Source organism: Brachyspira hyodysenteriae ATCC 27164 (genome assembly GCF_001676785.2).
Classification (GTDB): Bacteria; Spirochaetota; Brachyspiria; order Brachyspirales; family Brachyspiraceae; genus Brachyspira; species Brachyspira hyodysenteriae.
On record NZ_CP015910.2, the window covers coordinates 3,018,380 to 3,041,447 of the forward strand.

Genomic DNA, 23,068 nt, shown 5'->3' on the forward strand with positions numbered 1-23,068 from the left:
TTTTATATCATAATAATTTAATTAATCTAAATCGATATCATCATCTTCTTCATCTAAAGAAGGCTCTAATATAGCATCTTTACCTGTACTCATTATATCATTAACCAATTCATTAATATCTTCTTTATCAGATGAAAAATATTCTAATAACATAGAAAAATTCATTCCTGCTATAAGTCTAATATTAAATTTATTTTTCTCTTTTTTTGAAAATATATTTCCTATATTAAAAGGAGTTCCGCCATATAAATCTGCTAATATTATAATATCTTTCACATCATTCATTTCATCTAAGCAGCTTTGTAATTTTTTGGAAGTTCCTTCAAATCCGTCATCAGCTGACATGCATACTGTACGATATCCTGAAACTTCTCCTAATATCATTTTAGCAGATTCCATTATTTCATGAGCAAAATTACCATGGCTCATAAGTATTAAACTAGGTTTCATTTATTCCTCCATAAATATTTTATTAATTTCTTCTCTCAATTCTAAATAGGTATTATTATTTCTATTGGGGTGAATTCTGTTTGTAAGAACTATCATAGCCTCTTTAGAATTTAAATTTATTAATATAGAAGTTCCTGTAAAACCTGTATGATATAAAGTATATTTTCCATATCTTTTATCCCAGCCTAAAGTTCTATCTCCAAAATTAATATCTATTAATTTTTTTATTGAACTATGAGATAAAATTTTTTCATCGTCTTTTAATATAGAACAAACAAAAATATTTAAATCTTCAAGCGTAGAAAATAATCCTGCACTTCCTATCTCTCCTAAAGCATAAGCTTTGGAGTCATGAACTTCTCCGCATATTATTCCTCTTTTATCTGTAATCTCAGTTGGTATGCAGTAATATTTATTTGAAGGATAATATGAAGTATTATTCATATCAGCAGAATTAAAAATATAATCTTTAAATGCTTTATCTAAATTGAGATTTGTAATATTTTCTATTATAAATCCAAGTATAATAAAGCCTATATCAGAGTATATTGTTTTATGATAGTTTTCTTTATTTATAATAGTGTTATTAAATATTTTATTTCTATCTATATTGGTTTTATCTTCTAAATCTGCTTTAAGTCCTGAATTATGAAGCAGAAGCTCTTCTATAGTAATATTTTCATCTTTGAAATTACTGCAGAATTTAACAGCTTTATCATATAAATTGATTTTACCTAAATCCAATAATTTAAGCATCATTGAGGCAGTACCTACAACTTTTGTAAGCGAAGCTAAATCATAAATACTATTACTATCAACTTTATTTAAATTATTAGTTCCGTAAACACCTATATAATTATTTTTAATATAATTGTCTTTTATAAAACTATATGAAGCATTATATACGATATTATTTTCTACCGCTTTATTCAACATAGATGATATAGTGTCAAATTTATCCACAGTAATCCCTTTAAGTATAAATTATAATTTTTTAGGCACTTTTAGCTTTTTCTATAGCTATTCTCACCATGTTATTAGATTCTTTCAAAAGTTTCTGAGCTTTATCTTTATCTATAGAAGCCTTATTCATTATTATTGATACAGCAACAGATTTTCCGGATTCTTCAAATAATTTAGATGACTTTTCTATGTCAAGCCCTGTTATTGAAGATATCATTCTTACAGCTCTAGTTTCCAACTTTTTATTTGTAGGAAGCACATTAACCATATAGTTTCCGTACACCATTCCTGATTTTATCATCACACCTGTTGAAATACTGTTTACAACCATCTTAGCAGCTGTTCCAGATTTCATTCTAGTAGAACCAGATATTACTTCAGCCCCTACTATAGGAGTAATAACTATATCAGCAGATTTCTCAACATTTTCATTTCTATTTGATGATATCATCACAGTTAATGCCCCTACTTCTTTCGCATAATCTAATCCTCCTAATACATAAGGAGTTCTTCCGCTTGCAGCTATTCCTACAACGCAGTCTAAATTAGAAAGTTTGCAATTTACTAAATCTTCTCTTCCTAATTCTCTTGAATCTTCTGCGCCTTCAACAGCTCTGTACATAGCTTCTTTTCCGCCTGCTATGAGTCCGAAAGCTCTTTCAGGTGAAACATTGTATGTCGGAGTAAGCTCTACTGCATCTAAAGTACCCATTCTTCCAGATGAACCGGCACCTATATATATTAATCTGCCGCCTTTTACATATCTTTTTGCTATTTCATCTATAGCTTTTGCAATATTTTCACTTTCTTTGCCTACTGCCTCAGCAACTTTAACATCTTCAGAATTTATTATCTTAACCATTTCTATAGTACTTAAAGCATCTATATTCTTAGAATTTTCATTTACAGATTCTGTTACAAGATTATCTAAATTTTCCATATTTTATAACTCCATGTATACTTATTCTTCATCATCTAATTTTAATTCTCTAGTTAGAATGCTTGTATTTATGAGATTCTCTTTTATATTTTCAAAGTCTTTCTGTATAGCTCCGAAGTATAAAAGATCGCTCACAATAAGAGATGAATATTTTGAAGTAATAGCACCCATTCTGGTAAGCTCTTCATTATTAGGAACAGTGATCAAAACATCAGCCATCTTAGAAAGATTATTTGTTTTCTTTCTTGTTACAGCTATTATAGATGCTTTTTTTGAAGAAGCTATTTTCACAGGATAAATAACTTCATTAGTTCTGCCGCTATATGAAAAGGCTATAACTACATCTTCCTCTGTAAGATAATTAAAAAACTCAGCATTTAAATGTGCATCTTCATAAAAGAAAGCATTGAAATTTGCTCTCTTAAGTTTATGAAATAAATCATAAGCTGATATAGAAGAAGCTCCTATACCAAGCATATATATATTTCTTGCATTTCTTATTAGTTTAAAAGCCTTCTCCAAAGCCTCTTTATCTAATTGATAGAAAAAGTCTTCATTAGAGGATTTTATTAAAAGCATAATCTTATTGCATAGTTCTTCTACATTATCATCAGCTGATATTATGGTATTGATATTATATTTATTATCATCCTCACCATTTTTACTTGCTATAGATATTTTAAGTTCATCTAATCCCTTAAACCCAAGATCCTTAGCAAATCTAACCACAGAAGCAGATGATACTCCGCAGTTTTTTGAAATATCTAATGCAGTTAATTTAATAACCTCTTTTGGGTTTGACAAAATATAATTAGATATTTTCTTGTATGCTTTACTAAAATCTTCGTATTTATCTCTTATTATTAAATATGCATTCATTTTTACCACTCTTATTTTAAATATGCTTCTATAGATTGATCGGATTCATTTGGAAGCATTTGAGCAGTTACTTTTATACCATCGGCTATCATATCTTTTATTAATGCTATATCTTCATCTGTAAGGTTTACAGATTTCTTTATTTGCACAGAGCCTTCTTTTTTAGCTACATTACCAATATTAACAGTTTCTATAGGTACGCCGTCTTTGATTATCTTATTCATATCTTCTATATTTTTAGTTATTAAAAATATTTTATCTTCATCATATACGCCTTCTTTAAACTTTTCTGCAGCTTTAGCTTTTGATAATATTGATAATTTTACTCCTGCAGGTTTTGATATTTTTAAAGCGGCTATTATAGTTTCATCTTTAACAGCCTGATCATTAACTACAGCTATTCTTGTAGCTCCTACAGTATTTGTCCATACCATAGCAACTTGTCCATGTATTAATCTTTCATCTACTCTAGCATTTACTATACTCATATTATTATCTCCTTTTTATATATTTTAAAAATTATTTACTAAATAAACCAATAACAAAATCAAGCATTCCTTGAGAATTACCCAATACCATTCCTATTGCTATTATTACTACGATCAAATGAGTAGAATTAAATTTCTTCTTACCCAATAGCCAATAAGAGAATAATACTACAAGAAGCGGTATTAATGAAGGCATTATCTTATCAAGCATTGACTGTATATCCAAAGAAACCTCACCTAAATTGAATGTAAGATTAAGTTTATAAGTTATAACAGATGCTATTAATCCGCCTACAACTGTTAATCCCAAAATAGCAGCTCCTTCTGTTATAGGTGCTATAGAATTGGCAAATCCTACTGCCAATTTTTTACTTTGATTGTATCCAAGATAAGTAAATTTATATCTTAGAAAAAGTACAGCTAAACATGCAAATACTGGTACTATTAATCCTATAGCATTTCCGTCTAATGCCACATAAGAAGCAATAGAAAATACTATAGCTCTATATATAGCAAGAAATAAAGTATCGCCTACGCCGGCAAAAGGTCCCATTAAACCTGTTTTCAAACTAGATACAGCCTCTTCAGATTTTTCACCTAAACTCTCTTCCAAAGCCATATCTGCCCCTATTATAAGGTGAGACATTGCAGGAGTGGTATTGAAATATCCTAACTGCATTTTTAAAGCTTTTTTCATTCCTTCAGGATTATTTTTATATATTCTTTTTAAGGCAGGCATTATTACCCAAGCATATCCTAATCCCTGCATTTTCTCATAATTCCATCCCCATTGAAATCCGAATAAATTTCTAACATATACTTTATTAATATCGCTTTTAGTTAATTTATTATTTTCCATTTATTAACTCCTATTTTATTAAAATGAATTATTATCCGTCTATTTCTATTTCATCATCATCAGAAGCTGAATTACCTGCTGTCTCTTTTACAACTGTTTTATCCATTGTTCTATAATAATTAAGAGAAGCAAAAGCAAATCCTAATAAAGCTACAGCTAGTACAGTCATGTTTCCGCCGCTGAATGCTATAGCTACAAAACCTATTATGAAATAATAGAAATATTTTTTTAATGGTAAATATCTCATAAGTATTGCAATACCCATTGCAGGAAGTAAAGCTCCGGCAGCCTTTAATCCGTTCATAAACCAATCAGGTATGAAATTATTTATAGTCTGTATTACTGTTTCTCCGAAAAACAATCCTATAAATACAGGTATTACCCTTGATAATACCCATGGAAAAATACCTAGTACATTGCACATCTCTACTCCTCTGTAATTACCTTCCTCTGCATATCTATCTGCTTTGTGCTGGAATATCAAGTTAGTCATTCTTCCTAAAATATCAAGCTGTGTTAATAAAAGTCCTATAGGAACGGCTATAGCTATTCCGTATTCAGCACCCCTTTGTGAAATTATCGCATAAGAAGTACCTATTATTGCTCCGGATAAATAATCAGGAACTGTGGCTCCTCCATAAGTAGCTACTCCTAATGTGGCTAATTGCAAAGTAGCGCCTATAAATAATCCTGATTTTAAATCTCCCAACAAAAAACCTGTAAAAGCAGCAGCAAATAATGGTGTATATACGCCTATTTGTATAGAAATTTGATCTAATACGCCTATTACTGTGTATATACATAGTATTAGAATTACTACAGAAGATAATTCTTGCATAAAACATACTCCTAAAATATTTTTGTAATTATATTACATTAATTAAAATATTATACGTAAATAATGTAATTTCATTACATTTTAATAGTATACATAAAAAATCTGCTATTGCAAGTTTTTTTTATAAAAAATTCAAAATTTATCAATATAATTTTTTAATTTTAAAAAACCTCACTACATACCCGCCCTTTTATATTGGCATGTTCATTACATTCATAGACTAATTAATATTTAATATCAGTTTATAAAAGCAAGCCCGCCCAAAATTTAATTAGGTTTTATATCCTCATACCGCACGGTGAGCAGATTTTTCAATATAATGAAATTTGTATTATTAATTGATTAAAATTCTTCGATTGGTTTACCGTGCGTTTCATAAGTTACAAATTTAAAAAAAGCTTGGGTGGGTTTTAATATTTCTATATTTGTATTTAAGAAAAATAAGGTAAAAATTTCATAGTTATTTTTATAAGAATAAAGGGAGGGATATGTAAATAAATTAAAAAATTTTTAATTATAACATATATAGATGACAAAAATTGTCGCTGTATTTAAATAATAAAATAATAACTTATAAAGCATCAAATAAAATACTTAAGGATTTTTTTATATTACCGTTAATATTAGCAGTTAATTACTAAGTAAAGGAGTTATTAGTATGACTATCAATAGAATAAATAATAATAATGTACAGCAAGCAGCACAAGTTCAAATGCCTGTTCCTAAAGAAAATACTGCAGCTCAGAACCCTACTAATATACAAAAGATAAGCCAGCAAGGAAGCGGTATATCTCCTCTTTCAAGCAGATACACTTATGCTATAGGACGTGATGGAAAAAGATATGTTTTACAGCTTAGAATAGATATATCTTCTGTAAGAGCTTTTAGTTCATTAGCATAAAATATATTTTTTATATTATTTTTGTATTATGTAAACATTTACGGATAAAATGTTTTTATAAGGATAATTCTATGTTTTATATTAGTATATAAGCTGGAAATTTAAATTCCAGCTTAATAATATTATATTTAACTAGATTTCTTTACAACAATCCTATTACCTTCTACAAGAATAACTTTTAAACTGCTGCCCTTATCTATAAATTCACCTTCGCTTACAGCATCATATTTTTGTCCATCTATTACTATGTATCCTGAAGGTCTAAAAAAAGTTTCAGCAATACCCTCTTTGCCAATTAAATCATCATATGAAACACTTGAATGATATCCTGAAGTATCACTATCAAGTGTAATTTTATCTTTAAAATCTTTTGATTTGCTCATAAATCTTGCAATCAATATTACAAGTATTATATCTATTATTAAAGATATAAATATAACAAAAGATGCCACAGCAATATTATGTATTCCAAAAGAAATAAATATACCTGCCACAATACCTATTATTCCAAGTATACCTGTAATTCCGAAACCAGGTATAAGAAATATCTCAACGCAAAGAAGAATAATACCAAGCAAAAATATTGCAGGAGCCAAAAAAGTACTGCTTCCTGAAAAAAACTGAACAAAGAAAAATACAGCAAAAGCTATTATTGCAGTTACTCCTCCAACACCAAAACCTGGAGTCTTTATCTCAAGATATATTCCTGCTATTCCTATAGACATTAATATACTTAAAACAAAAGGATTAAGAAGAAATTTCAATACTGAATCATATACATCTTCTTCTATATTTATTATTTCCGCATTTTCAATATTTTTTAATTCTAATATTTCATTTATAGAATTAGCTTTTTTATCTGCAATATTTATAGATACTGCCTCATCTGCACTCAATGTAAGTAAAGTCTTATCATCTAAATCTATACCGTCACTTTTTTTAGTTAAAATTATAGTTTCATCAACCATAGCTTCGGCTGCTTTAGCATTCTTTTTCGTAGTTTCAGCAGATGCCCTCATGGCTGCACGCATTGCACTAACTTCTTTTTCACCTGCTTTTTTAGGTTCGTTTCCATTTAAATAAATCGGAGTAGCCGCACCTATAACACTACCGTCAGACATGTAAATTTCTTTGGCACTCAATGATATTAAAGCTCCAGCAGATAATGCATTCTTATTAATATAAACTACTACAGGAACATTGCTTTCCATAATATAATTTTTTATAGATAATGCTGATGAAAGAAGTCCTCCAGGCGTATCTAATTCTAATATAATCAAATCCGCTTTTTTATCATTTGCTTCATCTATTGAATTTTTTATATATCCAGCATACCATCTATCTATCTCTTGAAATTCCTGCTTCTTTATAACATAAACTTTACCGTCTTTAGAATATAAATAATTAGAAAAAATAAAGATGCTTAAAAAAAATATTATTAATATATTATTAAATTTTTTCATTAACCCCACTCTCTCCATAATATAAATTTATATTATTATTTTAGTATAACTTATATTTTTTTCAAGCATTCTTCATAATTCCCCGCCCAATTTTCTATAAAATACTTCTTAGAAATTTATACCTATTATTTTTTATAAACGAATACAGAAATGTTAACACCCGCCCAAGCGTAATTTAAATTTATAATCTTTATAACGCCGTTTAAAAGACTATTATTTATTATTTAAATTATAATTGAAAAAACAGCGTATATTTTAAGCATATCTCAGCGGCGGTGTATAAATATTAAATTTAAAAAAACTTGGGTGGGATTCTAAAAATTCTAATTGAGCCATAAAAAAAATTAAAAGTTTGAATTCAGATTTAAACTATAAATATAAAGGGTGGGGAGTGAAAATAAAACTTTAAAACTTAATTACATACCCCGCCCTTTTTCCTATAAAGTACAATTTAGAAATTTCTACCTATTATTTTTTATAAGCTAATATTTAAATGCTAACGCCCGCCCAAGTTTTATTTATACTGCAGAATTTTTTCATGACTGAAAACTTATTATCAATGTACCTGCCACTATAAAAAGCACACCTATAATAATTTTTATATTCAAAGACTCTTTTAAAAATATTGCCGCTAATATTATGGTAAAAACTATAGAAAGTTTATCTATAACTACTACCCTATTAACATTTCCAATCTGTAAAGCCTTGAAATAAAAAAGCCATGATAAACCTGTTGCTATACCTGATAATACTATAAATATAATAGTCTTTGTATTGAGATTTTTTATAGTTTCTATTGTGTTTATAGAGTTCACAGAATTTGTATAAAAAACTATAACCCAAGACATTATTAATATTATAATAGTCCTTATGGCAGTTGCTAAATTTGAATTAATTCCAGCTAAACCTATCTTTATAAGTATAGCAGTAAGAGATGCAAATATTGATGATAATAATGCAAAAATAATATCCATAGAAAAGCCCTTAATTTTTAATATAGTGTTTTGTAATTTTATATTTTTGTATTGAATTATTTTTTGTTTATGATGTTCTTATGCAGATAAAGCACATTATCTAAAAGCATAGAAACAGTAACACTTCCAACCCCATTAGGTACAGGAGTAATATAAGAAGCTAACTTTGAAGCCTCTTCAAAATTAACATCCCCTTTTAAAGAACCGTCCTCTAGTACATTTATACCAACATCTATAACTACAGCTCCTTCCTTTATATATTCGCCTGTAATGAATTCTGCTTTTCCTATAGATACACATAATATATCAGCATTCTTACAAAGCTCTTTTAAATTCTTAGTCTTTGAATGTGCTATTGTTACAGTAGCTGACTTCTGTAAAAGTAAATGAGCTAAAGGTTTGCCAACTATCTCACTTCTGCCTATAACAACAGCATTAGCACCTTCTATATTAATGCCTGATTTCTCTATTAAAGCCATAGCACTTTTAGCAGTACATGGAGCTAAATTACTGTCCCCTATGAATATCCTTCCCAAATTAACATGTGATATTGCATCAGCATCTTTTTCTATAGAAATGGTTTCATAAACTTTTTTCTTGCTTATATGTTTAGGAAGAGGCATCTGAATCATTATTCCGCTTGTTTCTGATTCTTCATTTAAATATTCTATTAATGTCAAAAAATCTTTTTCCGTTGTGTTTACAGGAAGATTATGCAAAGAGCCTATCATTCCTACACTTTCAGCCTGCTTTTTTGCCCTTGTAAAATAAACCTCTGTAGATTTATCATCCTCAAAGTATAGAAAATCTATTCTTGGCTTTTTTTCAAGAATTTCTGTTTCTTTCTTTATCCTTTCTTTTATCTCTTTCGCTAATTCTCTTCCATCTAAAATATTAGACATATAAACTCCTAATCAAATTTTCTTATTGTTTTATAATAATATAATGCTGTAAAATAAAATACAAGTATAGATTTTTTAATATTTATATTGTATAGTATTTAACTATGATAAAAAAAATATTTATTATATTTTTTACAGCCATAACTATAAGCAGCATATCTTTTGCTCAGAAAAAAATAATCATATTTGAAACAGAATACTACAATAACTATGCATCATATGCATTTAAAGACCTTATAATAAAAAATTTATTCATCAATTCTGACTTTCGTATAATACCTTATATGCCATATAGAAAAAATAATTATAAAGGAATAAAATCAAAAATAAAAGAACTCACTTTAAATAATAATGCAGATATATCTATCACATATAATTTATTAAAATATAAAAATGGATTCGTTCTTAATTATGTGATATTTGACAGAGAAAAACCTAATGAATGGAAAGAAAAAAATATTTATTCAAAAGAAGAAAAATTCTTTGAATCTATTAATAAAGTGCTGGAAGATATATATTCTTATTCTCAACAAAATAATAACCATAACCTAATAAAAGAAGATGAATATATTCCACTTATAGGGTATTACACTCAAATAGTAAACAGCAATGAAAAGTATGATGAAGATAAGAAAAAAAATTATGAAATGTTCTTTAATTTCTATAAAGATAATATATATTTCAATATGGATTATTTAGAATATCTTACAGAAAAAGGAAATAAAAATTCCATCAATGATATGAATATAATAGTAAATAATATGAAGAAATATTTGGATAAAAATAATCATTATTATTTATCTGCTATTGGAGATTTATATTACAGCAAATATAAAACTAATGTAGAAAATGAGGATATAGAAATAAGTATAGAAAATTATATCAAAGCTATAAATGCCAAAAATTATAATTACATATATTATAAAAAACTTGCCAATGCTTATATATTAAACAATGATTATGATAATGCTTCAAAATGCTATAATAAATCAATAGAAATTTATGATAAAGATATAAGCTTAATAAAAGATGCAGTATATTTACTTAAAAGAGATATGAATAAGAATGGAAATTTAGTGATAGAATATTTAAAAAAAATTGTTAATATAAATAAGAATGATGATGAATCTTTGGAAGAATTAGCAGGTATATACGAAAATTTAGGGGATAAGTATAATTGTCAAATCTATTATACTAAACTTCTTGAAGCTGTTAATTATAATCTTTATATAATTAATAATGAACAGCCCAATCCTGTACTATATGATAAATATATAAAAAAAAGAAATGAAATAACAAAAAAATTAAAAGACTTGAGTATGTAATTTATCATATAATATTTTAATAAATCGTATATACAAAAAAATATATTTATTGTATAATCGCAAAAACCAAAAAGGAATAAAAAATGAAAATTATTAATAGTATAATAACAAATACTAATAATGTAATGTACGGTTATTTATTATTGGCAGTATTCCTTGTTATTTCTGTTTTCTTTACTATAAGATTAAAAGGAATACAAATTTCACATTCAATACATGCCTTAAAACTTCTATTCTCAAAACATGAAAAAGGAGACGGAGTTTCAGGATTTGTGAGTTTTTGTATAAGTACGGCTTCAAGAGTTGGTACAGGAAATATTACCGGAGTTATGACTGCGGTTTCTGCAGGCGGACCTGGTGCTTTATTCTGGATGTGGATAATGGCTATTTTAGGCGGAAGTTTAGCTTTTTCAGAAAGTACATTAGCACAGCTTTATAAAGAAAAAGATTCTCAAGGAAAGTTTATCGGAGGAGCTTCTTTCTATATAAAAAGCAGATTAAAAAAACCAATACTAGCAATATTATTTGCTTTGTGTATGATATTTACATATACAACTTTTAATGGAGTTCAGGCCAACACAATATCAAGTGCCCTATCAAAATACAATGTATCTGTTTATATCACAGCCATAATTTTAACAGTAATCACAGGAATAATATTATTCAGTAAAAGAAGAGAGACTATAACTCATGCTTGTGTATTTATAGTACCTGTTATGGCAATACCTTATATATTGATAGGACTTTTTATATTCTTTACTAATTTGCCTTCAGTACCTTTGGCATTTCAAAATATATTCATTCAGGCATTTAAACCTAGTGCAGTTTTTGGAGGTGCTATAGGAATCACAATTTCAAACGGATTAAAAAGAGGTTTATTCTCAAATGAAGCTGGTATGGGAGGTGCTCCTCATGCTGCTGCAGCTGCTCATACTTCTCATCCTTGTAAACAGGGTTTAATACAGATGTTCTCAGTATTTACTGATACTATATTGATATGTTCTATTTCCGGATTCATACTTCTATTATCTCCTGAAGCTATGAATGAAGTTAAAAATATGGAAGGTATTAATTTATTCCAATATGCTATGGAATCACATTTGGGAAGTTTCGGTTCTATATTTATTACAGTATGTATATTGTTCTTCTCTTACAGTTCTATATTAGGAAATTTCTTCTATATAAAAACTGGTGCTGCTGCTGTAAAAGATAATTTTGTAGCCTATATAATAGTAGGACTTATGACTATAGCAATGGTTTTTGCAGGTTCATTGGCTGAGTTCAAAACTATATGGGGAGCAGGCGATATGTTTATGGGCTTTATGGCTTTATTAAACATTATAGTTATGGTAATACTTAATAAGCCTGTATACTTGCTTACTAAACATTATGTAAGTCAATTAAAAGAACATAAAGAACCTACATTCGATAAAAACATAATAGAAGAATTAAAAACTGATGATGCCATCACTCAATGGGATAATAAAAATTAATTGTATAAAAATTGATTAATAATAAATATAATAAGGGCTTGCACTTGATTAAAAGTGAAGCCCTTTATTTTTTAATTTAAATAATTAATAAAAATAATAAAAAACCCCAAGCATTAATAAATAATACTTGGGGAAAAACTATGATTAGAATATATTAATTAAAAGTTGACATCATTTCCATAGTAAGCTGCTTCTAATACCTTTTTCATATTAGAAACGTCAGTCTCTCTTGGGTTAGAGCCTGTACAAGGGTCAGCAACGGCATTCTTAGCTATATCATCACATTTTTGTTTGAAGTGATCTTCAGTTACGCCGTTATCTTTATAAGTTTGTTTGATTCCTAATTTACTATTTAATTCTTTAACTTTGTTTACTAAAGAAGCTGTAAGCTCTGCATCAGTATTTCCAGAAAGTTTAAGCATTCTAGCTATATCAGCAAATCTATCGGCACAAACTTTTGAATTGTATTGTATAACATAAGGAAGAAGTATAGCATTGCATCTTCCATGAGTAATATGGAATTCAGCACCTGTTTTATGAGCCAAACTATGTACTATACCAAGTAAAGCATTTGAGAAAGACATACCGGCTAAACATTGAGCAACATGAAGTTTTGCCCTACCCTCTTTATCTCCCTTAACTGCTTTTTCTATATTATGAACAATCATATCAATAGCTTTCATAGCTAAAGCATCAGTAATATCAGTTCTAAGTCCTGCAACATAAGCCTCTATAGAGTGAGTAAGTGCATCCATACCAGTATCAGCAGAAACTGTTTCAGGCATTGTCATAGGAATAGAATAATCTAATATAGCAATGTCCGGAGTAATTTCAAAATCTGCTAATGGATATTTAATATTAGTAGAATAATCAGTTATAACTGAGAAAGCAGTAACCTCTGAAGCTGTACCGCTTGTAGAAGGAATTGCTGCAAATATTGCTTTCTTTCTAAGTTTAGGCATAGTGAAAGGAGTTTTAATATCATCAAATTTCTTCTCAGGATATTCATAAAACACCCACATAGCCTTAGCCGCATCTAAAGCAGAACCTCCTCCCAATGCCACTATTACATCAGGATTGAATTCTCTCATAGCCTCAGCACCTCTATAAACTGTTTCTATAGAAGGATCTGGTTCAACACCGTCAAAAATCTTAACTTCTAAACCAGTATCTTTTAATATCTTTTCGCATTTATCAAGGAAGCCTCCTCTTTTCATGGAAGATCCGCCTGTAACTATTATAGCTTTTTTATAACCTTTCAAATTTTTCAATTCTTCCATAGCATTATCGCCATAGTATAAATCTCTAGGGATTGTGAACCTTGACATATTTAATCTCCTAAAATATCTTTTTATTGTTCTTTATTATAACATTTATATAAAACTTGTCAATTATATTATTATAAAAAATATATATTTTTTATAATTTAGTATATTATAGATACATATTGGTTCTTTATATTAAGTTAGTAAATAAATAAAGGTACAAGTAGTTTTTTACTTGTACCTCATAAAGATAAGATATATGTTAATTATTACCAAGCTTTGTTTGAACTTCCAAACACATCCATATTATGGCAAACTGTTTCATAAACATTATTTCTTATGCCTTTAATTAATTTCATTAAATCAGTACCATTTTTCTCAGGATCTTCTTTAACAAAATCCATTACAGCTTTACCTGCAGATTTACAATTTCCTGTATAGAAATTGATCTTACATATTCCAAGACTTACAGCTTTTCTGAAATCATCATCATATATACCAGATCCGCCATGTAAAACTAAAGGTAAATTAGTTAATTTTGATATAGTTTCTAATCTTTCAAAATCTAATTTTGGCTCTCCTTTATAGTTTCCATGAACATTACCTATAGATATAGCTAAAGCATCAATTTCTGTCTTTTTAACAAAGTCTAAAGCTTCATCAGGATTTGTAAATGCATCTTCTTCTTTTACTATATTTGCTTCAGATCCGCCAATAGTTCCTAATTCACCTTCAACAGATATTCTTACACTATGACATATATTAACTATCTCTTTAGTTCTTCTAATATTTTCTTCATAAGGATAAGCAGAAGCATCAATCATTATAGAAGAAAAACCATTCTGTATGCATCTCACAACAGTATTTAATGTTAAGCCATGATCCAAATGCAATACTACAGGAACAGAAGCCTTAGAAGCCATATCAACTGCTGCCTTACAAAAAGATTCAAAATTAGGCATATCAACTACATGTCCTTCAGCTATTTGAGTTATAACAGGACTTTTCTTATCTTCAGCAGCTTTAATAATTGTTTCTAAGAAAGTAAAAGAACTTACATTAAAAGCTCCAATTCCATATTTACCGTCTTTAGCTCTATTTAAAGCATCTTTTAAAGTTACAATAGACATTTTTATATTCCTCCGATCTCTAATAATTTATATTAATTTTTTTTAGCAGAAAACTTTTTCCAAAAACCTAATACCAAAGCAGTTATAACAGAACCTAAAATTATTATTCCAGTATATAATAGAGGTTTATTTGTTATAGGTATTACAAATATACCGCCATGTGAAGCCATCATTACTATATTAAAATACTGAGTTAAGAATCCTGAAACCATAGCACCTATTACAGATGAAACTATTACTCTTACAGGGTCTGATACAGCAAAAGGAATTACACCTTCTGTTATAAAGCAAGCACCTAAGAAATAACAAGTTTTACCAGCTTTTCTTTCTGTTTCAGTAAAGTATTTAGCAAATAATGTTGTACATAAAGCTATTCCCAAAGGCGGAACCATTCCCCCTGCCATCATAGCACTCATGAAATCAGCATTTCCTGAAGCAAAAGCAGCATTTGCAAATAAACCAGCTGTTTTATTTATAGGTCCTCCCATATCAGTAGCCATCATTCCTGCTACTATTAATCCTATAATTCCTTTGTGAGAAGCACCTATTCCGTTTAAGCCTTGAACCATTAAATCCATCAATTTAGCTATAGGCATAAATACAGGCCATAATATTAAACAAGTTAAAATCAATCCGAATAAAGGATATAATAATGCACCTTTCAAACTAGAAATAGATTTTGGTATATTCTTTAATACTTTTTTCAATAGTATTGCTACATATCCTGCTACAAAGCCTGCTAATATACCGCCCAAGAAACCTGTTTTATAATAGTTTGCTAATAAACCAGCAACCATACCAGGCATGAATGCAGATTTACCTCCAACACTATTAGCAATATAAGCAGATAATATAGCAATGATTAAACTGAAAGCTCCAACTTTTCCTCCACCTATTGTATCAAAGAATCCTGCTATAGGATTATAATCAGGTGATTCAGGATTTGAAGCAGTTATTCCAAATGCAAATGAAATACCAATACATATACCTCCAGCAATAATAAATGGAAGCATATTTGAAAATCCTGCCATTAAGTGTTTATATATTCCTTTTCTTGAAGAAGTTTGAAGAAGATCATCTAAATCCTCGTCTCCAGATGCTTCTAATGTATATGATTTAATATTTCCAGATATTATATTTTTTATAAGATTATCAGAATTTTTCACAGCCTCAGTTACGGGAACTTCAATTATTTTTTTACCAATGAATCTATCTTTATTTTCAACAGGTTTATCAGCAGCAAATAAAACATAATCTGCATTTTTTATGTCATCAGCAGTTAATGCATTTCCTATACCGTCAGATCCTTGCGTTTCAACTTTAATTTCAACATTGTTTGATGCTGCATATTTTTTTAAAGCATTGGCTGCCATATATGTATGAGCAACGCCTGTGGGACAAGATGTAATTGCTACGATTTTCATAATAAAATTTCTCCTTGTTTTTATTTTTATTTATATTCAATAAATATTATGCATTATTTTTTAATACTTCTTCCATTTTCAATATAATCTTGGATTCATCCCCACTCTTTGAATTTCTTATAAATGTTTGCAGATCATCATCTTGAACAATGGATGCAACAGAGCTTAATATATCTATAAACTCATTATTTGCTTTTAAAGGAGCTAGTATAGAATATGCTAAATCTATATTCTCACCTTTGTTATATTCAATAGGTTTTTCTAACTGTACTAATATAACCTTAAGCTTGTTTATAGCTTCTGATCTAGCATGAGGCATTGCTATCATATCGCCTATAATGGTATTGCCGTCTTTTTCCCTATCAAATAATCCTTTTTTTACATCTTCAGCATTATTAGATATGCCTAAATCTTTAGAAATACAAGATAAAAAATCAAATAATTCATCTTTATTTGAGCAAGACTTACTCAAAAATATAGTAGATTCAGAAATAAAATCCATAAATATAACCTCAAATTAATTAATTTATATATACAAGTATATAAAAATTATTATAAATTGTCAATAACTTAATCAAAATATTATCAAAATATTATCAAAAAATTTAAAAAAATCCCAAGGTTTATATATTAAATACCGGAAATGATAATAAATTAATATGATTTTGTAAGGAGAATATCTATATTATTTTCTTTAAGATATGAAGTTATATCATCTGGAGGAAGTTCATCTGTTATTAGTTTATGAATTTCATTAAGATTGCAATATGTTTGAAGTGAGATGCAATTGAATTTACTTTTATCAGCAAGCAGCACAACCATCTTACTTTTTATAACTGCCATAGATTTTATTTCTGATTCCAATGCTGATAAATCTGTAACTCCATTAGTAACTGATAAGCCTGTTGTAGACATGAAACATTTTGATATATTAAATGTTTTGAGTATATTGGCACTAGAAGCTCCTAATAATGATAAATTTTTTCTATCAAGAACTCCTGATAAAGAAATGACGTTCATGTTTTCATAATTTATAGTTTTGTATATTACTTCTAAATTATTTGTAATTACTGTGAGATTATTTATATGTTTTAAGTAATCCACTATATTTAAAACTGTTGTTCCGAAATCTATAAATATTATATCATTATCTTCAACTAATTCTGCTGCTTTCTTTGCTATTAATATTTTATTTTCTATATTTGTTATTTTTCTTTCATTGAAAGGCACAGGATTATCTTCAGATTCAAATTTTATACCTCCGTATATTTTTTTGAATCTTTTATCAGATAATAATAAGTCCTGTATATCTCTTCTTATAGTGCTTTTAGAAATTTCAAATTCATCACATATCTGATCCAAAGTTACTATTTTATTATTATAAATAAAAGTTTTTATATTATCAATTCTTTTCGAACGCATTCAATATACTCTAACACTAAAATTTATTATTTCACATTATATGAATAATATAAATTAAAATCAATAGTAGTAAATTTTTTTTTACTTATGTTCAATTTAATATATTAAGGAATTATTATATACTCTGAATCATTAATAATAAAAAATTATTAATTAATATATTTTTTTATAGAAAATTAACACTATCAAATATAATATTAAATTCCGCCATATAATTTTAATATATCTTCTATCATAGAAAAGATTTTCTCTTCATCGCCGACTTTAGAATTTCTTATAATATTTTGTAATTCTTCATCTTGAACAACCATAGCAATTAATGTTAATACATCTATAAATTCATCATTAGCATCTATAGGTGCTACTATAGAATAAGCTAAATCTATACTTTCATCAGGACTATATTCTATAGGTTTTAGAAGAGATACGATAGTAACTTTAATTTCTTTTATAGACTCCATTCTGGCATGCGGCATAGCTACCATATCAGCTATCACAGTATTGCCGTCTTTTTCCCTATCATATAAACCTTCTTTTATATTTTCTGCATCATAACTAGGATCTAATTCACTTATTTTCTCAGATAAAAAATCAAATAATTCCTCTTTTGATGAACTAGTATTTTCTAGAAATATTCTTTCTTTATCAATAAAACTCATAATAATCTCCTAAACTATAAAATTTTATTAAACTAATATTTATTAATCTCTGCTAAAATTCTGATAAATAAATTTAAATGGTATATATATTTTACCATTCTCAGCATAATCATTCCATAAACCCTGAGGAGGCGGTTTTAATTTTTTAGCATATTCAATAGCCTTAGAACATGAATTATCTAAACTAGTCTGTCCATTTATAGAAGTTTTCAAAAATTTTTCAAACTCTATATTTCCTTCCTCATCTATAGAAATTAAAACCTCAACTTCATCGGTTCTTATAAGTCCCAAATAATGTGCCTGGTTAGGAATAGTAAGATACCAAGAATCTCTTATAGATCCTACTAAAGCATAGAAATACCAAAAATATTCCTGAGCCTTAGTGCCAAGCTGCATGCTTCCTGTTTCGCTGGAAAACACAACTGCTCTGTCGGCACCCTCTTCAAATGATGCAGGTATTTTAGTATCACCTTTTATTCCTGGATTTTTAGGTTTATAAGTTTCTACATTATCTCTGGATATTTCATTTCCTAATTCTTTTTTTTGTCTCTGCTGATTTTGATTATTATTAGGCTTTATATTTTCAGTTGGTCTTCTTTCTATTATTGGACTGTTTGCTCCGTCTCCTAAAAATGAGAATACAGAAGTATCAGAAAAGACTTTTGAAGGCTTAACATCTGTCTGCCCTTTTGATCTCAATGTCTTATCAGAAGCAAAAGGAGTATCTTCTTTGCTCTCTTCCTCTTCTACTTCAGGAGTTTCTACCAAGAACATATAATCATCTTTTTTATATCTTTCCTCAGCTTCTTTTCTAGCTTTCTCATATGCAAAAACTTCCTGCATTATAGATGTATTTATAAGGCTGAATAAAAATATATGAAGTATAAAAGACACTATAATGGAAAATAGTATATCTTTTCTTTTTATTAATTTTCTTTTTATATTTGAAATTTTTTCTTTTATGTTCATGACTTTTATTCTATAATTAATTAATATATTTTACAAGTTTTAAAACACATAAAAAGCTTTAAAATAAAATCATATTTTCAAATTTATATAATGATTTATATATAAAAATGTTTCACATGAAACATTTTTAATAAAATATTATTTATTAATATAATATACTAAACTTTCAGGTAAAGAATTGTCAATTAAATAAATTTCATTAAGCCCGCCCTCTCGCCCCAAATTATACGCACGATTAATATATTTAAATTTAAAGCAAATAAATACAAACATATTCAATATATTATTTACCTATTAACCGTGCGCAAAAATGTTTCATGTGAAACATTTTTGATGCAGTATTATTGTATTAATAAAAACTTTAATATATAATAAAAATAAATAAATCTTGGAGAATAACTATTAAAAAGAATAATAAAGAAATCATTGATAATGATATCAAAACAGATGATGAGTTTATAGAAGAAATAACCGGCACTGATAATAATAAAAATACTGTTGAAAAAGGTGTTATATACGTGGTTGCTACTCCTATAGGAAATATGGAAGATATAACTATAAGAGCTTTGAAAATTCTTAGAAACGTAGATTTTATATTGGCAGAAGATACAAGAGTAGCATTGAAGCTTCTTAATTTCTATAATATAAAAAATAAATTATTTTCTTATCATAGCCATTCATCTGAATATAGAATCAATGAATATATAAATGAAATATTAAATGGAAATTCAGCTGCTATAGTAAGCGATGCAGGTACTCCTTGTATAAGTGATCCTGGAGTAAGCATCATAAAATTGGCTATAGAAAAAAATATAAAGATAGTACCTGTCGGAGGAATATCTGCTTTTACTTCTTTGCTTTCAGTTTCCGGAATTTCAGGCAATACTTTATTTGTGGGTTTCCTTTCTAATAAATCAGGAAAAAGAAGAAATCAATTAAAAGAATTATATAATAATCAAAAAACAATAATAGTAATATATGAATCCGTATACAGAGTAAAAGAATGTATAGAAGATATTGTTAACATATTCGGAGAAAAAACGGATATTGTTATCGGAAGAGAAATCACTAAACAGTTCGAACAGATAATAAGATCTGAGGCCAAAAATATCCTTGATTTTTTTATAGATGGTAGTATACTAACTAAAGGTGAATTTTGTATTATAATTGATAATAGAAAATCTAAAGTATGCGAGGCTAATGCCGAAAATAATTTATGTAAGGAGTCATACTATGACAATTGATAAAATAGGCGGCACATCAAATATACAACAAAAATCTAACATTAAGTACAATGAAAAAGTTTCTAAAATGGGTTCAGATAGAATAGAAATTTCTAATGAATCAAGATTAGCTTTGCAAAACGAAAAACTAGTTAATATTATCAAAGAAGCTCCAGATGTAAGAGAAGAGAAAATTGCAGAAGCTAAAAAAAGATTAGAATTATATATGCAAGATGGTGCCTTAAGAGAAGAGGTATTAAACTCTTTGGCTAATTCTATAATAGATTCTATGCCTTTAGAATAATAGGATTCTATTATAAATTTAGTTATTGAAAATTCTAATCTTAAAAATAGTAAGGATAAAACTTACTATTTTTAAAAAAATGAGTTATCATAAGCAAGTAATTATATACATAATCAAAATCGAAGTTTTACTGATAGTCTAATTCTTGGAAAATTTATTTACTAATTCTACCCTATTCTTGACTCCTGATTTCTCATATATATTAGCCACATGATTATTTACCGTATTAAGAGATATGCTAAGTATTAATGAAACTTCCTTATTAGTTTTACCATCTAAAAGATAAGATAATATTTCTTTTTCCCTTCTAGTGAGATTTATATCTATTTCTTTGCCGGATTCATTTTCTATTTTAGAGTTATCTATCATATTATTTTTCATATTGCTTGTATTTGACATTTTATTATTAACTATATTAATAAAATACCAAGATAAATAACCAAGCATCACTAAATTCCACCATATATAAAACAAGAGCAATGTTATATCCATAGAACCTATATCAGCAACTTCCATTCTATAAAGAATAAGCTGATACATAAGAACTGGATATATTATTATAGTTATAAGACCTAATATCTTTACTATTAATTTCATTGTCTTATCTTTTATACTCTTATAATTTATAGCCCCTATTACAAAAATAACTATTATAGATATATAAAAAATTATGCTGCTTATAATGTAAATATCAAATGTTATCAATATTCCCAATATACTCAAAATAAAATGAATTATTGATAAACTAATATATACAATATTCTGTTTAAAATTCCAATTTATATTTAAAAATCTATATAAAAATGCAGGTATAAAATAAAGCATTAATGACATTGCCACAGAAAAACTAAAGAAGTACAAAGTATTGAAAATATTATTAGACATAAAATATGGAATTGTCAAAAAACTTAGAAGTTTGATAGCTCTTATTAATAGAAGAAAAGCAAAAGTAAATAAAAATACTATATAATATTTAAGCCATGCAACTCTTTCTATTATATAATAAATAATAGAAAAAAGTATTGTGGAAAAACCTATTATAAAACCAAATAAATAGGCAATTAAAAGAATATATCCTAATACATAATTCATAACTTATTCTTAGCTGGAAATATTATATTAATCCTTTGTTCATTTTTAGAAGATTCAAGCCATATATTGCCGTAATGTTCTTTTATTATCCTATACGATGTATATAAATACATATTATTAAAATTGAAATTATCATAAGATATTAAAGGGGTTTTAAAAAGCATTCTCTTTATATCATCAGGTATATTATCGCATTCAAAAGTTATAGATATATCTATGCATTCCTTATTTAAATCGAGTTTTTTTTCATCTTTTTCACTTATATTATCAACCCCATTCATTAACAAAAATTCTTTATCATCATCATAATTTATTAAGCTGTATGATATATTCATTGATGTATTTATCTTTATTATACTATAAATAAAAGAAAATATATTAAGAATACTTCTTTTTATTTTATCTCTATCCATTAAAATTACACATTCTGTCAATATTTTATCATTCAATGTTATTTTTATTTTTTTGGATTTAAATAAATCAAATACACTATCCAAAGCTTCATTTATAACAAGAGATATATTTTCAAAATTCATATTAAGCTGAAAAGAATCAGAATTTATATCATTAAAGTCGCTTAAAGCTTCCATAGTTCTATTTATTAAAAAAGATTGTCTTACTATTGTTGCTCTTGATTCGCTGCAGTAATTATTAGCACACCTTTCAAGATCTATATATTTTGATATTATACTATTATAATTTTGAACATCATAAATTATATTTGAAATTAAATCTTTTAATTTTCCATTGATATAAAAGTTTTGTTTCATAATTCTATCCAAAATAAACATAATATTTTTGTATTTATTATAACATACAATTATTAAAAATGCTAACTATATAATATGAATTCAAAATTTGAATTCATAATTAAAATTCATATATAAAATTTTATATTGAAATTTATACAGTATTATTTATACAAATTTATCAACATTATCAACAAGTTATTAACATTGTTAAAATAATTGAATTCATTATGTTTTAATTATATTAAATTCAAATTTTGAAGGATATTTTAAATTTGTATTATATAATAAATATATATATTTAAATTTTTAAATAAATTTTTTATTATTATTAATCTGTTGATATGTTGATAAGT

24 protein-coding genes are annotated in these 23,068 nt (G+C 27.2%); 5 read left to right on the plus strand and 19 right to left on the minus strand.

The window, feature by feature from the left end; all coding sequences use genetic code 11:
• Positions 1-21: 21 nt before the first annotated feature.
• The 7 genes from BHYOB78_RS13105 to BHYOB78_RS13135 are packed head-to-tail and all read right to left on the minus strand — an operon-like array spanning position 22 to position 5,417.
• A complete protein-coding gene (locus BHYOB78_RS13105; protein WP_020064644.1) occupies positions 22-450 on the minus strand; it encodes a PTS sugar transporter subunit IIA in 429 nt (142 codons plus the stop codon).
• Positions 451-1,413 (minus strand): serine hydrolase domain-containing protein, encoded by a 963-nt coding sequence (locus BHYOB78_RS13110; protein WP_020064643.1) that lies wholly within the window; start codon positions 1,411-1,413, stop codon positions 451-453.
• A gap of 31 nt (positions 1,414-1,444) precedes the next feature.
• The gene (gene murQ / locus BHYOB78_RS13115) at positions 1,445-2,353 is read right to left on the minus strand and encodes an N-acetylmuramic acid 6-phosphate etherase (protein WP_012671262.1); all 909 of its coding nucleotides are present in this window, start codon (positions 2,351-2,353) and stop codon (positions 1,445-1,447) included.
• A gap of 21 nt (positions 2,354-2,374) precedes the next feature.
• Positions 2,375-3,232 (minus strand): MurR/RpiR family transcriptional regulator, encoded by an 858-nt coding sequence (locus BHYOB78_RS13120; protein ID WP_020064642.1) that lies wholly within the window; start codon positions 3,230-3,232, stop codon positions 2,375-2,377.
• A gap of 11 nt (positions 3,233-3,243) precedes the next feature.
• Positions 3,244-3,720 carry a PTS sugar transporter subunit IIB gene (locus tag BHYOB78_RS13125; protein ID WP_020064641.1) on the minus strand — a complete coding sequence of 159 codons (477 nt, stop codon included), beginning with the start codon at positions 3,718-3,720 and terminating at the stop codon, positions 3,244-3,246.
• Between the two features lie 31 nt (positions 3,721-3,751).
• Positions 3,752-4,579, minus strand: a complete 828-nt coding sequence (locus BHYOB78_RS13130; RefSeq protein ID WP_012671265.1) for a PTS system mannose/fructose/sorbose family transporter subunit IID — start codon at positions 4,577-4,579, stop codon at positions 3,752-3,754.
• A 31-nt stretch (positions 4,580-4,610) separates the two neighbouring features.
• A complete protein-coding gene (locus tag BHYOB78_RS13135) occupies positions 4,611-5,417 on the minus strand; it encodes a PTS mannose/fructose/sorbose/N-acetylgalactosamine transporter subunit IIC (RefSeq protein WP_012671266.1) in 807 nt (268 codons plus the stop codon).
• Between the two features lie 658 nt (positions 5,418-6,075).
• Between BHYOB78_RS13135 and BHYOB78_RS13140 the strand changes: the two genes are divergently transcribed.
• The gene (locus tag BHYOB78_RS13140) at positions 6,076-6,318 is read left to right on the plus strand and encodes a hypothetical protein (RefSeq protein WP_012671267.1); all 243 of its coding nucleotides are present in this window, start codon (positions 6,076-6,078) and stop codon (positions 6,316-6,318) included.
• Between the two features lie 128 nt (positions 6,319-6,446).
• Here the strand turns inward: BHYOB78_RS13140 and BHYOB78_RS13145 are convergent, their stop codons facing one another.
• From BHYOB78_RS13145 to BHYOB78_RS13155, 3 genes are all read right to left on the minus strand, one after another.
• Positions 6,447-7,781 carry an NfeD family protein gene (locus tag BHYOB78_RS13145; RefSeq protein WP_047104594.1) on the minus strand — a complete coding sequence of 445 codons (1,335 nt, stop codon included), beginning with the start codon at positions 7,779-7,781 and terminating at the stop codon, positions 6,447-6,449.
• A gap of 536 nt (positions 7,782-8,317) precedes the next feature.
• Entirely contained in the window at positions 8,318-8,755 is a 438-nt protein-coding gene (locus tag BHYOB78_RS13150; protein WP_020064896.1) for an EamA family transporter, read from the minus strand.
• Between the two features lie 56 nt (positions 8,756-8,811).
• The gene (locus BHYOB78_RS13155; protein ID WP_012671270.1) at positions 8,812-9,657 is read right to left on the minus strand and encodes a bifunctional 5,10-methylenetetrahydrofolate dehydrogenase/5,10-methenyltetrahydrofolate cyclohydrolase; all 846 of its coding nucleotides are present in this window, start codon (positions 9,655-9,657) and stop codon (positions 8,812-8,814) included.
• Positions 9,658-9,761: 104 nt separating this feature from the next.
• Between BHYOB78_RS13155 and BHYOB78_RS13160 the strand changes: the two genes are divergently transcribed.
• Both BHYOB78_RS13160 and BHYOB78_RS13165 read left to right on the plus strand, forming a co-directional pair.
• Complete coding sequence (locus BHYOB78_RS13160; RefSeq protein ID WP_012671271.1) at positions 9,762-10,982, plus strand: tetratricopeptide repeat protein; 1,221 nt, start codon at positions 9,762-9,764, stop codon at positions 10,980-10,982.
• Between the two features lie 83 nt (positions 10,983-11,065).
• The gene (locus BHYOB78_RS13165) at positions 11,066-12,475 is read left to right on the plus strand and encodes an alanine/glycine:cation symporter family protein (protein WP_012671272.1); all 1,410 of its coding nucleotides are present in this window, start codon (positions 11,066-11,068) and stop codon (positions 12,473-12,475) included.
• 158 nt (positions 12,476-12,633) lie between these two features.
• On the opposite strand, the gene BHYOB78_RS13170 is transcribed toward BHYOB78_RS13165, so the two are convergent.
• The 7 genes from BHYOB78_RS13170 to BHYOB78_RS13200 all read right to left on the minus strand — a co-directional run bounded on the left by BHYOB78_RS13170 (position 12,634) and on the right by BHYOB78_RS13200 (position 19,344).
• Positions 12,634-13,803 (minus strand): iron-containing alcohol dehydrogenase, encoded by a 1,170-nt coding sequence (locus BHYOB78_RS13170; protein WP_012671273.1) that lies wholly within the window; start codon positions 13,801-13,803, stop codon positions 12,634-12,636.
• A gap of 206 nt (positions 13,804-14,009) precedes the next feature.
• Positions 14,010-14,870, minus strand: a complete 861-nt coding sequence (locus tag BHYOB78_RS13175) for a class II fructose-bisphosphate aldolase (protein WP_020064897.1) — start codon at positions 14,868-14,870, stop codon at positions 14,010-14,012.
• Positions 14,871-14,902: 32 nt separating this feature from the next.
• On the minus strand, positions 14,903-16,294 hold the full coding sequence (locus BHYOB78_RS13180) for a PTS fructose transporter subunit IIC (RefSeq protein ID WP_012671275.1): 1,392 nt from the start codon (positions 16,292-16,294) through the stop codon (positions 14,903-14,905).
• Between the two features lie 46 nt (positions 16,295-16,340).
• A complete protein-coding gene (locus BHYOB78_RS13185) occupies positions 16,341-16,796 on the minus strand; it encodes a PTS sugar transporter subunit IIA (RefSeq protein ID WP_012671276.1) in 456 nt (151 codons plus the stop codon).
• 152 nt (positions 16,797-16,948) lie between these two features.
• Positions 16,949-17,716, minus strand: a complete 768-nt coding sequence (locus BHYOB78_RS13190) for a DeoR/GlpR family DNA-binding transcription regulator (protein WP_012671277.1) — start codon at positions 17,714-17,716, stop codon at positions 16,949-16,951.
• Between the two features lie 197 nt (positions 17,717-17,913).
• Positions 17,914-18,375, minus strand: a complete 462-nt coding sequence (locus BHYOB78_RS13195) for a PTS sugar transporter subunit IIA (RefSeq protein ID WP_012671278.1) — start codon at positions 18,373-18,375, stop codon at positions 17,914-17,916.
• 42 nt (positions 18,376-18,417) lie between these two features.
• The gene (locus tag BHYOB78_RS13200; protein WP_012671279.1) at positions 18,418-19,344 is read right to left on the minus strand and encodes an energy transducer TonB family protein; all 927 of its coding nucleotides are present in this window, start codon (positions 19,342-19,344) and stop codon (positions 18,418-18,420) included.
• Positions 19,345-19,862: 518 nt separating this feature from the next.
• Here BHYOB78_RS13200 and rsmI point away from each other — a divergent pair.
• Both rsmI and BHYOB78_RS13210 read left to right on the plus strand, forming a co-directional pair.
• Entirely contained in the window at positions 19,863-20,588 is a 726-nt protein-coding gene (gene rsmI / locus BHYOB78_RS13205; RefSeq protein ID WP_012671280.1) for a 16S rRNA (cytidine(1402)-2'-O)-methyltransferase, read from the plus strand.
• Positions 20,578-20,871, plus strand: coding sequence for a flagellar biosynthesis anti-sigma factor FlgM (locus tag BHYOB78_RS13210; RefSeq protein ID WP_020064898.1), 294 nt, complete (start codon positions 20,578-20,580; stop codon positions 20,869-20,871). The genes rsmI and BHYOB78_RS13210 overlap by 11 nt, the downstream gene beginning before the upstream one ends.
• 138 nt (positions 20,872-21,009) lie before the next feature.
• Here the strand turns inward: BHYOB78_RS13210 and BHYOB78_RS13215 are convergent, their stop codons facing one another.
• Together BHYOB78_RS13215 and BHYOB78_RS13220 are read right to left on the minus strand one after the other, a co-directional pair.
• The gene (locus tag BHYOB78_RS13215) at positions 21,010-21,963 is read right to left on the minus strand and encodes a helix-turn-helix domain-containing protein (protein WP_012671282.1); all 954 of its coding nucleotides are present in this window, start codon (positions 21,961-21,963) and stop codon (positions 21,010-21,012) included.
• A complete protein-coding gene (locus BHYOB78_RS13220; RefSeq protein ID WP_012671283.1) occupies positions 21,960-22,733 on the minus strand; it encodes an ATP-binding protein in 774 nt (257 codons plus the stop codon). Before BHYOB78_RS13220 ends, BHYOB78_RS13215 begins: the two co-directional genes overlap by 4 nt.
• Positions 22,734-23,068 lie beyond the last annotated feature (335 nt).